Source organism: Curvibacter sp. AEP1-3 (assembly GCF_002163715.1).
Lineage (GTDB): Bacteria > Pseudomonadota > Gammaproteobacteria > Burkholderiales > Burkholderiaceae_C > Allorhodoferax.
In genome coordinates, this window is the sequence record NZ_CP015698.1 from 1229735 (window position 1) to 1242111 (window position 12377).

At 60.0% G+C, this 12377-nt stretch carries 14 protein-coding genes; 8 read left to right on the top strand and 6 right to left on the bottom strand.

The window, feature by feature from the left end; translation table 11 throughout:
* Positions 1 to 17: 17 nt before the first annotated feature.
* Complete coding sequence (locus tag AEP_RS05800) at positions 18 to 584, bottom strand: DUF2917 domain-containing protein (protein WP_087494509.1); 567 nt, start codon at positions 582 to 584, stop codon at positions 18 to 20.
* Positions 585 to 712: 128 nt separating this feature from the next.
* On the opposite strand from AEP_RS05800, the gene AEP_RS05805 reads away from it, so the two are divergent.
* The 4 genes from AEP_RS05805 to AEP_RS05820 all read left to right on the top strand — a co-directional run bounded on the left by AEP_RS05805 (position 713) and on the right by AEP_RS05820 (position 4450).
* On the top strand, positions 713 to 1714 hold the full coding sequence (locus AEP_RS05805; protein WP_087494510.1) for a LysR substrate-binding domain-containing protein: 1002 nt from the start codon (positions 713 to 715) through the stop codon (positions 1712 to 1714).
* A gap of 63 nt (positions 1715 to 1777) precedes the next feature.
* Positions 1778 to 2368, top strand: coding sequence for an SH3 domain-containing protein (locus AEP_RS05810; protein WP_157673062.1), 591 nt, complete (start codon positions 1778 to 1780; stop codon positions 2366 to 2368).
* Positions 2368 to 3315, top strand: a complete 948-nt coding sequence (locus tag AEP_RS05815) for a M48 family metalloprotease (protein ID WP_087494512.1) — start codon at positions 2368 to 2370, stop codon at positions 3313 to 3315. The genes AEP_RS05810 and AEP_RS05815 overlap by 1 nt, the downstream gene beginning before the upstream one ends.
* Before the next feature lie 13 nt (positions 3316 to 3328).
* Positions 3329 to 4450: a lipocalin-like domain-containing protein gene (locus tag AEP_RS05820; RefSeq protein WP_087494513.1), complete on the top strand. Its 1122-nt coding sequence runs from the start codon at positions 3329 to 3331 to the stop codon at positions 4448 to 4450.
* A 2-nt stretch (positions 4451 to 4452) separates the two neighbouring features.
* On the opposite strand, the gene AEP_RS05825 is transcribed toward AEP_RS05820, so the two are convergent.
* Positions 4453 to 5283 carry an alpha/beta fold hydrolase gene (locus tag AEP_RS05825; RefSeq protein ID WP_087494514.1) on the bottom strand — a complete coding sequence of 277 codons (831 nt, stop codon included), beginning with the start codon at positions 5281 to 5283 and terminating at the stop codon, positions 4453 to 4455.
* 184 nt (positions 5284 to 5467) lie between these two features.
* Here AEP_RS05825 and AEP_RS05830 point away from each other — a divergent pair, with 184 nt between their 5' ends.
* The 4 genes from AEP_RS05830 (at position 5468) to AEP_RS05845 (ending at position 9399) form a co-directional block, all read left to right on the top strand.
* A complete protein-coding gene (locus AEP_RS05830; RefSeq protein WP_087494515.1) occupies positions 5468 to 7246 on the top strand; it encodes an ABC transporter transmembrane domain-containing protein in 1779 nt (592 codons plus the stop codon).
* A gap of 105 nt (positions 7247 to 7351) precedes the next feature.
* On the top strand, positions 7352 to 7549 hold the full coding sequence (locus AEP_RS05835) for a hypothetical protein (RefSeq protein ID WP_087494516.1): 198 nt from the start codon (positions 7352 to 7354) through the stop codon (positions 7547 to 7549).
* 16 nt (positions 7550 to 7565) lie between these two features.
* Entirely contained in the window at positions 7566 to 7967 is a 402-nt protein-coding gene (locus AEP_RS05840) for a hypothetical protein (RefSeq protein WP_157673063.1), read from the top strand.
* A 103-nt stretch (positions 7968 to 8070) separates the two neighbouring features.
* Positions 8071 to 9399: a Glu/Leu/Phe/Val family dehydrogenase gene (locus AEP_RS05845; protein WP_087494518.1), complete on the top strand. Its 1329-nt coding sequence runs from the start codon at positions 8071 to 8073 to the stop codon at positions 9397 to 9399.
* A gap of 29 nt (positions 9400 to 9428) precedes the next feature.
* On the opposite strand, the gene AEP_RS05850 is transcribed toward AEP_RS05845, so the two are convergent.
* The 4 genes from AEP_RS05850 to nuoN are packed head-to-tail and all read right to left on the bottom strand — an operon-like array spanning position 9429 to position 12353.
* On the bottom strand, positions 9429 to 9914 hold the full coding sequence (locus AEP_RS05850; protein ID WP_087494519.1) for a DUF1178 family protein: 486 nt from the start codon (positions 9912 to 9914) through the stop codon (positions 9429 to 9431).
* A 16-nt stretch (positions 9915 to 9930) separates the two neighbouring features.
* The gene (locus AEP_RS05855) at positions 9931 to 10536 is read right to left on the bottom strand and encodes an NUDIX domain-containing protein (protein ID WP_087494520.1); all 606 of its coding nucleotides are present in this window, start codon (positions 10534 to 10536) and stop codon (positions 9931 to 9933) included.
* Entirely contained in the window at positions 10529 to 10828 is a 300-nt protein-coding gene (locus AEP_RS05860; RefSeq protein ID WP_087494521.1) for a DUF2818 family protein, read from the bottom strand. The genes AEP_RS05855 and AEP_RS05860 overlap by 8 nt, the downstream gene beginning before the upstream one ends.
* 34 nt (positions 10829 to 10862) lie before the next feature.
* Positions 10863 to 12353 (bottom strand): NADH-quinone oxidoreductase subunit NuoN, encoded by a 1491-nt coding sequence (nuoN, locus tag AEP_RS05865; RefSeq protein WP_087497206.1) that lies wholly within the window; start codon positions 12351 to 12353, stop codon positions 10863 to 10865.
* Between the last annotated feature and the right edge of the window lie 24 nt (positions 12354 to 12377).

Below are 12377 nucleotides of genomic sequence, written 5' to 3' on the forward strand. Positions count from 1 at the left end.
ACCTGAGTCGCAAGCGCTCAGGGAGCGTTGGACTCCAAACCGCGCAACACCCGGCCGCGGCCTGCCGTCAGGTATTCGGCATACCCGGCCAGACCTGCCACCAGTCGCCACATGGCACGCGCTACCAGAGCCAGACCATGACCGATGTCACGCACCGGGTCCACGACGGCCGCCTGCCAACGGCTGGCCGCGCAATTCTCCGGAGCTGGCACCCATTGCAGCTGAATGCCATCCTGCCCTTTGTAGGCCCAGGCTTCCACCACCACGCGCTGCCCGGCACGCAGTTGCAGATCATGGCCCAGCGCCACAAAGTGGTCACCGGTCTCTGTAAGCGGTGTGTTGCGCGACACGTCCAGCGTCGCCCAGGCGCGACCACTGATGACGCGCAGCACGCCGGCAGTGCGGGGCTTCAGGGTCACCGCGCGGCCTTGCGGCAGAGTCCAGGGGGTGTTCTCGCACAGCGCCACCTTGCCCATCGCGACATCCACACCGGGTGCTGCCGGAGCGGCGAGGTTCACGCCGGACAGGGAGGCAGACACGAATTCTTGCAACGAGGAAGGGGAAGACGGGCTTTGCGATGACATGGAAAACTCCTTGAAAAGTGTGGATGGGCAAACGGATGATCCTCCCGCCCCACCTTCCCCGTCCAATGAAATCGGGCTATGCTATTCATTCCATTTGCGCATGAATTGCATTTTGCGAGTCTCCCGCCATGTCTGACGCCATCGCCCCGAATACCGAGATCCGCCTGCGTACCCGCCCGATCGCTGTCGGCCACCTGCGCGCACTGGAAGCCGTGGCCCGACACCTGAATTTCAGGGCGGCTGCCGAGGAATTGGCCCTCACGCAGAGTGCCGTGAGCCGGCAGATCCAGGCACTGGAGGAAGAGGTGGGGGTACCCCTGTTTTTGCGCCACACGAGGGCTGTGGAGCTCACCGGTGCGGGGGGGCAATTGTTGCGTGCAGCAGTGCCTTCCCTGGAGCGCATCGACTCCGCCGTGCGGCAAATCCGGCGCACCGCGGGGCGCAAAAGTGTGGCCATTTCGACGTGGGCCTCATTCGCCTCCATGTGGCTCATTCCGCGTCTGGAGGCCTTTCAGGCGGAATATCCCGACATCGACATCCGCATCGACGCCACTGACAACCCGGTGGACTTGGACACCAGCGATGTGGACCTGGCCATCCGCTACACCCAGCCCGGCGGGGTGAGCTCGGACGCAGTGCGCCTTTTTGGCGAGCAGCTTACCCCGGTGGCCAGCCCGTGGTTGCTCAAAAGCGGCGCCCCGTTGCGCAAAGCGGCGGACCTGGCCCGCTTTGCCCTGCTGGAGGCCAGCGACACCCACCGGGTGCAGAACCTGGAGTGGCTCACTTGGCGGCGTTGGCTGGAGCTCAATCAGCAGCCCCGGCTGGAGCCCAAGCGCTGGATGTATTTCAACTACGCGCACCAGATCGCTCAGGCCGCACTGACCGGCCAAGGCATCGCGCTGGCACGCATGCCGCTGGTGGCGGACAGCCTGGCGAGTGGCGACTTGGTGGAGGTACTGCCCGGCGGCCGCATTGACACGCCCATGGTCTATTGGCTTCTGGTGGGCGCTCGCAACAGCAGCCGCCCGGAGATTCAGGCTTTTTGCGACTGGCTGCTGGCCCAAGCCGCTGTTACGCGCAAAGCCATCGGCGAGGTACCGGATCCCGAAACCCAGGCGCACCCGGACTAAGGGCTAGCAAAAGGAATCAACCGCGGATTGCGGTGCAGCAACGCATCCCTGACAATGCTTTCCATGTCACACATCACACTCGTACGCGCTTTGCTACTGGCCTTGGCCGGTGCAATCGCATTCCCGACCCTGGCGCAGAACGACGCACTGATCACCAAGCGGCCCAGCACCTTGCGGGATGCGCCCGCAGATACTGCGGGCACTTTGGCCAGCCTGCCTGCACAAACCCCACTCACACGCCTGCCGGTACGCCAAGGCCCCTATGTGCAAGTACGCACGGCCAATGGCACCACCGGTTGGATGCATTTGTTTGATGTGAGCAGCCCTTCCGAACAAAGCAGCGTGGCCGCCACTGCAACGGGCGCGCTACGGGGGCTGACCAACTTTTTCAGCCGCGGTAGCGCGCAGTCCCACAACAGCACCGCCTCGACCACCGTGGGTATCCGGGGATTGGGCGCAGAAGATATTGCCAACGCACAGCCCAATACGGCTGCGCTGGCACAGCTGGAAGGCCAGCGCCAGGACGCCACCCAAGCCCGGAGATTTGCGGACAGCGCTGCATTGCAGGTGCAAGCGGTGGAACCCTTGCCAGTCCCCGCTCCGCCGGCACCACCGGCAGGTCCTGCAGGCCGTCGTATGGAGAGCAACAACTGATGCGCACGACTCACTACGGCACCATCGCGCGCGCGCTCGGCCTGGCGGCTCTTTCGTTACTTTGTGCCCTGCCTGCTGTACATGCTGAGGAGCCCGGAAAGGCGCTGGGCAATCTGTTTCAAAACCTGCTGAAGCAAGGCACTGCGGCACCTGCCCCTGCAACGGGGGCCCAACACTCAGTAGCGACCAACTCAGGGGATCTTGCAAGTCTGTTCAGCCAATCCATCGAGCAGATTGACGAAGCCAAAGAAATCGAAATGGGCAAGCAACTGGCTGCGGTGTTGCTGGGAGCAAAACCACTGCACCCCAACTTGGCGCTGCAACGCTACGTGAACCGTCTGGGGCGCTGGATTGCCCTGCAATCTGCCCGGCCGGACCTGCCTTGGACCTTCGGGGTACTGGACGACGCGGGCTTCAATGCCTTCGCGGCTCCCGGGGGCTATGTGTTTGTGACCAAAGGACTGGTGGACGCCCTGAACGACGAGTCCGAACTGGCCGGCATTCTGGCGCATGAAATCCAGCACGTGGTGGGCAAGCACCACCTCAAGGCCATGCGCAAAAGCGCTCAGGCGGGCTTGCTGACCAGCCTCATCGCTGCCCGCCTCAGTGAGCGAACCAATGGTGCGTTGCACGGGCAGTTGCTGATGCTGGGCAAAGACATGTATTCCAAAGGCCTGGACCAGAGTGACGAACTCGAAGCCGACCGTGTGGGCGTCGCATTGGCTGCGCGCGCAGGCTTTGATCCCTATGGTTTGGTGGCCGTCTTGCAGGGACTGCGAACCGCTGCACCGGACAACCCGATCTTCAGCCTGCAGCTCAGCACCCACCCGCCCACCCAAGTGCGCCTGGACCAACTGGAACTGGCGATGGGGCAGCGTCTGGATGCCTATTCCGGCAAGCCCTCACTCACCATCGCCCAGCGCTTGGCGCGCGGTGTGGGGCGGTAATACGGCACGCCGCATGAAGCACCCCGGATTGTGTCGCCGGCAACTGCTGCTGGCGCCTGCGTTGGCTGGCCTCTTGCCCACGGCGCAGGCATTGCCGCGCACCACCCTGCGCTTTCCGCGGGATGCAGGCAGCCACAACGAATTCAAGACAGAGTGGTGGTACGTGACCGGGGTGGCTCAGGTGCCGGACACTCCAGGCGACGCCAAAGGCAAGCCGCGCCTTCTGGGTTTTCAGGTCACGTTCTTTCGCAGCCGGGTGGACGCGACCCAAGGCATGCAATCGCGGCTCGCTGCACGGCAACTGCTGTTTGCCCATGCGGCGGTGACCGATGTAGACGGCAAAAAACTCTGGCACGACCAGCGCATTGCTCGATGGTCCGGCGACGCGCCAGGCACCAACCCCGCCGACACGGCGCACGCCAGCAGCACAGACACCAACGTGACCCTGCGCGACTGGAGCCTTAGACGCACCGGTACTGATTTGCAGGCGGACATTTCGGGCAAAGACTTTGCGATCCAACTCCGCTTTCAGGCTACACAGCCTGTTCTCCTGCAAGGGGTGGACGGGCTGTCCCGCAAGGGCCCGGAAGAGAAACAAGCCAGCTACTACTACAGCGAGCCGCAGTTGCAAACCAGCGGCAGCATCCGCGTGCAGGGCCAGGCCCACACGCTGCAAAGCGGTAGCGTCGCTTGGATGGACCACGAGTGGAGCCAGGAAGTGCTGCACCCTCAGGCGGTAGGCTGGGATTGGATAGGCATCAACCTCTTTGACGGAAGTGCACTCACCGCCTTTCAACTCAGGGACCAGACAGGCAATGCGATGTGGGACGGAGGGTCCTTTCGCAGCGGGAGCGGACAGCGCTATGGATTCACACGTGGAGAAGTACTTTTCAAGCCGCTAAGGCGCTGGACCAGCCCACTCAGCCAGGCCAGCTATCCGGTGGAGTGGATGGTGCGTACGCCGGCGGACTACTACACCGTGAGGGCTGTTTTGGACAACCAGGAGCTTGACAGCCGGGGCTCCACCGGCGCCATTTACTGGGAAGGCCTGAGCGAGGTGTGGGACAGTAACAACCGCTTGGTCGGCCGCGGTTACCTGGAATTGACGGGTTACGCCGCCACGTTGAAACTGTAGGCTCAGCGGCTGGATTTGCGGCGCTCGCGACCTGCCAGCCAACGCAATAGCAAGGCATGGAAGGCCTCAGGCTGGTCCAGCATGACCCAGTGACCGCAACGCAGTGCGTGCGCCGCACCTTCCTCCGAGGCACGCAGGGTGTGCACCCAACGTGGTGAGTGGAACATAAAGGGCTTGCGCTCCCCGAATACGTAGAGCACCGGACACGTGGGTTTCACCGGACCCGTTTTGAGCCCGCCGCGCAGACCAAACCAGCTCATGGCGTAAGGAAAATTCATGGTCCAGCGCAGCTGATCGGGAGGCACAGGGCAGCGCATGGTCCGCGCCATAAAGCGGGTCATGCGGTCGGCCAAGCCGCCATGAACATAGCGGCCAAGGACCCATGCTGTCGCCAACCAGAGCTGGTAACTGGCGACAAACAGCTTTTGACGGACAGAAAGTGATGCCAGAAAAGCACCTGCGTTGTAATCACCGATGTCCACCGCCACGATGGCAGCCACCCGCTCCGGATGGCGCATGGCCAGTTCATAGCCGAAGATACAACCCCAGTCGTGCAGCAGCAGTGTCACAGGCTCGCCGGGGCTGACGGCGTTGATAACTGCCAGCAACGAGGCCACCATCTCGTCCACCGTGGGTGTAGGTGCCGCACCTTCGGCGGTACCAAATCCCGGCAAGGTCAAGCGCACACAGCGATGGTGGGCCTGCAGGGCCTGTACCGTGCCGTCCCAGACACGCAAAGTGTCAGGCCAGCCATGCAGCATCAGCACGGTACGCGGCCCCTGACCTTCGATGTGTACGGTGATGCCGTTAACTTGGATTTCCTGGGATGCCATCTGTCCTCCTGAATTTTTTCCTAGAGCTTACCTCGGCAGTTATGCAACAAAGTGAAACAAACCGAAAATCAGGCGCTATAAAACCAATAGCTACTTGCGCAATACTTACGGGCGCCAGGCACGCACATTCTTTATTTTTGCGCCCCGCCTTGCAGCCGCGCCTCCCACCCTCACCTGAATCTCCATGAGCTCCTCCGACCGCCCCAAATCGACCAACCCCAAATCGCTCTCCGGCTTGCTACCTTTTTTGCGGCCATACCGGGCCCGCATTGGCATGGCACTGGTGTTTCTGGTGCTGGCGGCCGGTGCGACGCTGGCGTTTCCGGTGGCCCTGCGCAGCCTGATCGACGGTGGCCTGGTGCAGACCGACAAGGGCGCACAGATGATGGCGCTGCGTGGCCACTTTGCAGCCCTGTTCGGGGTAGCGGTGGCCCTGGGCCTGTTTTCGGCGGCGCGCTTCTACATGGTGAGCTGGCTGGGGGAGCGCGTGACGGCCGATCTGCGCAACGCGGTCTACGGCCACGTACTCAAGCAAAGCCCCGAGTTTTTTGAGACCACCCAGACCGGCGAAGTGCTCTCCCGCTTGTCGGCCGACACCACCCTGGTGCAAACCGTAGTGGGGTCTTCCCTGTCCATGGGCTTGCGCAATGCGGTGATGGGCATAGGCGCGCTAGGAGTGCTGGTGTGGACCAACCCGGTGGTCATGTTGCAGGTCTTGGTGGTGTTGGTACTCATCGTGCTGCCCAGCTTGTGGTTCGGCCGGCGGGTGCGCAAGCTCTCCCGCGCGTCGCAGGACCGTGTGGCAGACTCCAGCGCGATTGCCGCTGAGGTGCTTAACGCCATCCCCGTGGTGCAAAGCTATACCGCAGAGGGCCGTGAAACCGGGCGCTTTGTGACATCCACCGATAACGCGTTTGCCACTGCCACCAAGCGCAGCTTGATGCGCTCGGGCCTGGTGGCATTCATCATCATTGCCACTTCCGCAGCTTTGTTGTGGGGCTTGTACCAAGGCACACAAGCGGTGGCCGAAGGGCGCATTACCGCGGGCCACTTGGGACAGACAGTGGTGTACGTGATCATTCTGGCCAGTGCTTTTGCCGTGCTGGGCGAGGTCTATGGCGACCTGCTGCGTGCCGCCGGTGCGACAGAGCGGCTCATGGAACTTCTGGGGACCCAGTCGCCGATTACTTCACCTTCAAATCCTGTGCTGGCGCCCATGCCTTCTGCGGGAAGCGCTATCAAATTTGAAGCAATCAATTTTCACTACCCCTCGCGCCCGCACCAGCAGGCATTGCAGAACTTCAGCCTCGATGTGAAGCCCGGCCAGACCGTGGCCATCGTGGGCCCAAGCGGTGCCGGCAAGAGCACGGTGTTCCAGCTACTGCTGCGTTACTACGACCCGCAAAGCGGCAGCATCGCCTTGGATGGCGTGGAGACGCGTGCGCAAGCACTGGACGCCTTGCGACAACGCGTGGGCATCGTGCCGCAGGATGCGGTCATTTTTTCCAGCTCTGCGATGGAGAACATACGTTACGGCAAGCCTGACGCTAGCGATGCCGAGGTGAAGGCCGCCGCACATGCTGCCTTTGCACACGAGTTCATTGAAGCATTGCCTGAGGGCTATGACACCTTCCTGGGTGAGCGAGGGGTGCGCCTGTCAGGTGGACAGCGCCAGCGCATTGCCATTGCCCGCGCGATGCTGAAGAACCCTCCCCTGCTGTTGCTGGACGAGGCCACCAGTGCGCTGGACGCAGAGAGTGAACGGATGGTGCAAGCCGCATTGGAGAGCGCCATGCGCGACCGCACCACCCTTGTCATTGCCCATCGCTTGGCTACGGTGCAAAGGGCGGACCTGATCGTGGTGCTGGACCACGGCGTGCTGGTCGAACAAGGCACGCATGCCGAATTGGTGGCCCGTGGGGGCGTGTATGCAGGACTGGCAGCGCTGCAATTCAACGCCTGAACCTCGGGCGGGTGCGCACACTTAGCATGAAGCGCCCTCCTTTATTCGGTTGATCAACGGGGCATACACCTCCTAAAATCGGGCTTTCTGACCCAGGAGGCCCGTATGGAAATTACCCGCGCCAAAGTGCAGCAACCCGAACAGGTGCAAGCTGCCAAGCGAACCGAGGCTATCCAACGCGAAGCCGTACGTGAGGCAGCAGCCCGCGAGCAGAAGCCCCCCAAGCCACAAGAGGCGGAACGCAAGCCAGTCGTCAATGGCCAGGGCCAGGTCATCGGCAACCGGCTCAATGTAAGCGCCTGACACCCCTTTCCTCACCGTGGCGATAACTGCAACTACCAGCGCAACACCGTCGCTACAGGCGACGCTGAGCAAGGCGCGCTTGGAGCAGGCCAAGCGCGAGGCTGAAAACGCCGAAACCAAGGTGGAGGCGTTGCAGCAGCAGACAGAGCAAGCTGAGCAGGAAGTGCAGGCAAAAAGGGAAAACGTGCGCGAACTCAGCACCCGCACTGCACTGGAAGACACCACGTACATGGGCCAGCTGCGCGCCGCACGTTCGGCCGTAGCGCCGGCTACCCAGGATTTTTTGGTACGGATGTATGCGGCTACCTCTGCGAAGTTTGCCGCCAGCGGGAATGCACTCAAGTCCAGCCTCAATGGGCGGCCATTTATCAACACCCTGGGAGAGCCCACCGGTCGCATCGTCAACCTGAGCATTTGACGATCTATTAATTTTTTGCATAGTTTGCATATGAAGCGGCCTTGGACAGGTCGTCGGAGCAGGCCTACATTGCGGGCCTTGACGACAACCATAAGGAGCATTCATGTCGCAACACCCCGGCGTCCACCCGACGCTTCCCGTGCAACCCGCAGCCACTACCCATGCGCTGCCTTCCTACCTTCAGGCCGATCACCTCGGTCCTTGGGGCATCTACCTCCAGCAGGTTGATCGCGTTACACCTTACCTGGGACACCTCGCCCGTTGGGCTGAGACGCTCAAGCGCCCCAAACGCGCGCTGATCGTTGACGTACCCATCCAGCTGGACAATGGCACCGTGGCCCACTTTGAAGGCTATCGCGTTCAGCACAATACTTCCCGCGGACCCGGTAAAGGTGGCGTACGTTTCCATCAGGATGTCACGCTGTCTGAAGTCATGGCCCTGTCGGCCTGGATGTCGGTGAAGAACGCGGCAGTCAACGTGCCCTACGGCGGCGCCAAGGGCGGCATCCGTGTCGATCCCAAGACTCTGTCCATGGGAGAACTGGAACGCCTGACCCGACGCTACACCAGCGAGATCGGCATCATCATCGGACCGTCCAAAGACATTCCCGCTCCGGACGTGAACACCAATGAGCAGATCATGGCGTGGATGATGGACACCTACTCCATGAACGAAGGCGCCACCGCAACGGGCGTGGTGACCGGCAAACCGATTGACCTGGGCGGCTCGCTAGGTCGCCGGGAAGCCACCGGACGCGGTGTGTACACCGTGGGTGTAGAAGCGGCGCGCCATCTCGGGATGGATATCAGTACGGCACGTGTGGCTGTACAAGGCTTCGGCAACGTGGGTGGCATTGCGGCCAAACTGTTCGCACAAGCCGGTGCAAAGGTGGTTGTCGTTCAAGACCATGGCGGCACGGTCTATCGCGAAGCGGGGATTGATGTGCCGGCCCTGTTAACCCACGTTTCCCGTCACGGTACGGTAGGCGGCTTTGCCGGTGCGGAGGCTTTGGATGCCAACGCGTTTTGGGATATTCCATGCGAAATCCTGATCCCAGCCGCCCTGGAGCAACAGATCACAGCAGCCAATGCCAATCGCATCCAGGCCAAACTGATCATCGAAGGTGCGAATGGCCCTACGACGCCTGCGGCAGACGACATTCTCCAGGAGCGCAATATTCTGGTGGTACCGGATGTGATTGCCAACGCCGGGGGGGTGACGGTCAGCTATTTCGAGTGGGTGCAGGATTTCTCCAGCTTCTTCTGGAGTGAGGATGAAATCAATGCACGCCTGGTGCGCATCATGAAAGATGCGTTTGCAGCCGTATGGGAGGTGGCCCAGGACTACAAGGTGAGCTTGCGCACCGCGACGTTCATTGTCGCGTGCAAGCGAATTCTGCACGCCCGCGAATTGCGCGGTCTGTACCCCTGATAAGCGCAAAGAAGCCGTTGCGGGAAAACTTACTGCAGCGGCTTTTTCAGGTGCTCAGGAATGGGGAGGGCCACCAGTTCAATGCCCTCCTCCATCAATTCACGCGCTTCGGTTGGCGTAGTCTTGCCACGAATGCCGCGCTCTTCGACCTCACCATAATGGATGCGCCGGGCTTCATCGGCGAACCGGTCACCCACATCCTCGGTATTGGCCAGCACCTGCTTGGCCATATGAACCCATGCTTGATGCAACGCATTTTGCAACTCTGGACTCAGAGTGGGACCACCCTCGCTCACAGCATCCGCAACAGGTGGAGGTGGCGGGTGTGACACTGCCGGAGCCTTGGCTCCGGAGAGATTCAGTCTCGGGGCACTAAGCTTCTTTTGAACCGCCGCATCACCACACAGGGGACACTGAACCAGTGCGCGCTGCACCTGGGACACAAAATCTTGCTCAGAGCCAAACCACCCTTCAAACGTGTGTCCGGTGGAACATTGCAAGTCCAGCACTTTCATGGCGTCGCGGAAACCGTTAGTCCGGTGAGGTGGACGACCAAACCGGAGTCCATGCACCAGACTGGTAGCCTTGAAGCCACATCGCTGCAGCAATTGTCTTGGCGTCTGTCACCCTGCCGTCCAGACACCATGTGATCAGTTCTTCTGCAGTAACTGTGAAGACATCCAAAAATTCACCGCTGTCCAATTTGCGCTCTCCGGCAACAAGTCCTTTGGCAAACCAAACCTCAATGAATTCGGTCGAATAAGCGATGACGGGGTGAATGACACCTGCTTTGGACCAATCTGAAGCTCGATAGCCGGTTTCTTCAAAGAGCTCCCGCTGGGCACAGTGGGCAGTGCTCTCGCCTGCATCCAACTTGCCGGCAGGAAACTCAATCATGACTCGCTGCACGGGGTAACGATATTGGTGCTCCAGTACCACACGCAAAGGTTGCCCCGGGGATTCGATCAAAGGCACGACCATGACTGCCCCGGGATGCACCACATATTCACGGGTAGCGTGGTTCCCATCTGGCAACGAGACTATGTCGCGCCGGGCATGCAAAAAGCTACCTTTGACCATGTCTTCGCTGGAAACTTGGGTTTCCAGCAAGTGGGCTATGCCACTGGAATCAGTCATGGTGCTTGAGGAGATAACGATAGACAAAACCCGGAAACGCGAAAGTCAGGAAAAGCGTCGCGGTGATGGCATAAAACTCCCAGCCTTGGGGAGCAATCTGACCCGCATTCTTTTCCAGAAGCAGCCCCAAACCACCAACCAGAAAATAGAGGACCACCAACTCCACCAAACGCAGAGCGAGCGACTTCGAAGCTGAACCAAAGAGGCCGAAAAAGCGGGAGGTCGCAAACGGCAAATTCGCCGCAATCAGCCCGGCCAACAACAGGACCAGCACGTACGGCGAATTACCCATCATTTGAAAGAACCCAGACGAAGGCTGGTTGCGATCACATGCCCAGCATCTGCCGCACCGATGATGCACACAGTGCCATCAGGCTGCCTGGGGCCAATCCGAGAATCAGGACCAATGCACCATTGATAGAGAGCACCACGCGCACGTCAGCGGGCGCATTAACGGTTGTCGCGGTAATCGGCTCATCAAAATACATGACCTTTACCAAACGCAGGTAGTAGAAAGCACCCACTAGCGACATCAAGACTGCAAAGATCGCCATTCCCAAATAAAGTGGCTGACCGGAAACCACCAAGGCTTGCAACACTGATAGCTTGGCATAGAACCCGACCATCGGAGGAATACCTGCCAGAGAGAATGCGCAGATCGCCATTACGGCGGCATACAGCGGGCTACGCTGATTCAAGCCGGCAAAGTCGGAGATTTCTTCGCTCTCGAAACCTTCGCGGGACAAGAGCAGGATGACACCGAAAGTAGCCAGCGTAGTCAGCACGTAAGTGATGACGTAAAACATCGAAGAGCTGTAGGCGTTGGCGGCAAAGGTAACCGCATCACCGTTCACTACGCCGGACATCAGACCCAACAATACGAAACCCATTTGGGAAATCGTGGAAAACGCCAACATGCGTTTCAGATTGGTCTGGGCAATGGCAGCCAAGTTGCCGATCAACAAGGAGCCTACCGACAGAACCATCAACATCTGTTGCCAGTCGCCAGCCAATGGACGCATACCTTCCACCAACAAACGGATGCAGATAGCAAAAGCGGCTAGCTTGGGTGCACCACCGATCATCAAGGTGACAGCTGTAGGCGCACCCTGATAAACGTCGGGAATCCACATGTGGAATGGCACTACGCCCAACTTGAACGCGAGACCCGCAACGATGAACACCAGACCGAACACCAGTACATCCGGACGGATCTGCCCACTGGAGATGGACTTAAACAACTGGGTGATATCCAGCGTGCCGGTGGCGCCATACAACATGGACATGCCGTACAGCAGGAACCCGGAAGCCATGGCACCCAGAACAAAATACTTCATCGCCGCTTCAGTGGCCGACACATTGTCACGACGCAATGCAACCAAGGCATAACTGGACAAAGTCAACAATTCCAGACCCATGTACGTCAACAACAGGTTGTTGGACGAAATCATGACGAACATGCCGAGCAAAGACAACATGTTCAGCGTGAACAACTCGCCACCACGAAGCATGTCGCGATGACCTGCGTAAGGACGCGCGTACACCAGAGACACCATGACGGCGATCGCAGCGAAGCACTTGAGCCAATTGCCCATGGCATCGCTTACGACCATGTTTCCAAAACCATAGTAGGTCTGTCCGGCCATTGCCAAGTGAGCTTCCAAGGCGGCAACCACCGCCAAGGTCAACATGGTCAGGACATAGGTGAGGTTACGCAAGGGCGTTTTTACTCCCAGATCGATCAACAGGATAGCGCACGCCATCACCATCAAAACGATCTCTGGATACACCGTGATCCAACTGATTGTGTCAATCATCATTCGTCTCTCAATTCAGTTTGA

What these genes read in the sequence shown, in the direction of transcription:
- AEP_RS05845 (WP_087494518.1), top strand. Translation starts at nt 8,071, where the DNA reads ATGTCGCAACACCCCGGCGTCCACCCGACGCTTCCCGTGCAACCCGCA.
- AEP_RS05855 (WP_087494520.1), bottom strand. Translation starts at nt 10,536, where the DNA reads ATGACTGATTCCAGTGGCATAGCCCACTTGCTGGAAACCCAAGTTTCC.
- AEP_RS05835 (WP_087494516.1), top strand. Translation starts at nt 7,352, where the DNA reads ATGGAAATTACCCGCGCCAAAGTGCAGCAACCCGAACAGGTGCAAGCT.
- AEP_RS05805 (WP_087494510.1), top strand. Translation starts at nt 713, where the DNA reads ATGTCTGACGCCATCGCCCCGAATACCGAGATCCGCCTGCGTACCCGC.
- nuoN (WP_087497206.1), bottom strand. Translation starts at nt 12,353, where the DNA reads ATGATTGACACAATCAGTTGGATCACGGTGTATCCAGAGATCGTTTTG.
- AEP_RS05820 (WP_087494513.1), top strand. Translation starts at nt 3,329, where the DNA reads ATGAAGCACCCCGGATTGTGTCGCCGGCAACTGCTGCTGGCGCCTGCG.
- AEP_RS05815 (WP_087494512.1), top strand. Translation starts at nt 2,368, where the DNA reads ATGCGCACGACTCACTACGGCACCATCGCGCGCGCGCTCGGCCTGGCG.
- AEP_RS05800 (WP_087494509.1), bottom strand. Translation starts at nt 584, where the DNA reads ATGTCATCGCAAAGCCCGTCTTCCCCTTCCTCGTTGCAAGAATTCGTG.
- AEP_RS05810 (WP_157673062.1), top strand. Translation starts at nt 1,778, where the DNA reads ATGTCACACATCACACTCGTACGCGCTTTGCTACTGGCCTTGGCCGGT.
- AEP_RS05825 (WP_087494514.1), bottom strand. Translation starts at nt 5,283, where the DNA reads ATGGCATCCCAGGAAATCCAAGTTAACGGCATCACCGTACACATCGAA.
- AEP_RS05850 (WP_087494519.1), bottom strand. Translation starts at nt 9,914, where the DNA reads ATGAAAGTGCTGGACTTGCAATGTTCCACCGGACACACGTTTGAAGGG.
- AEP_RS05860 (WP_087494521.1), bottom strand. Translation starts at nt 10,828, where the DNA reads ATGGGTAATTCGCCGTACGTGCTGGTCCTGTTGTTGGCCGGGCTGATT.
- AEP_RS05830 (WP_087494515.1), top strand. Translation starts at nt 5,468, where the DNA reads ATGAGCTCCTCCGACCGCCCCAAATCGACCAACCCCAAATCGCTCTCC.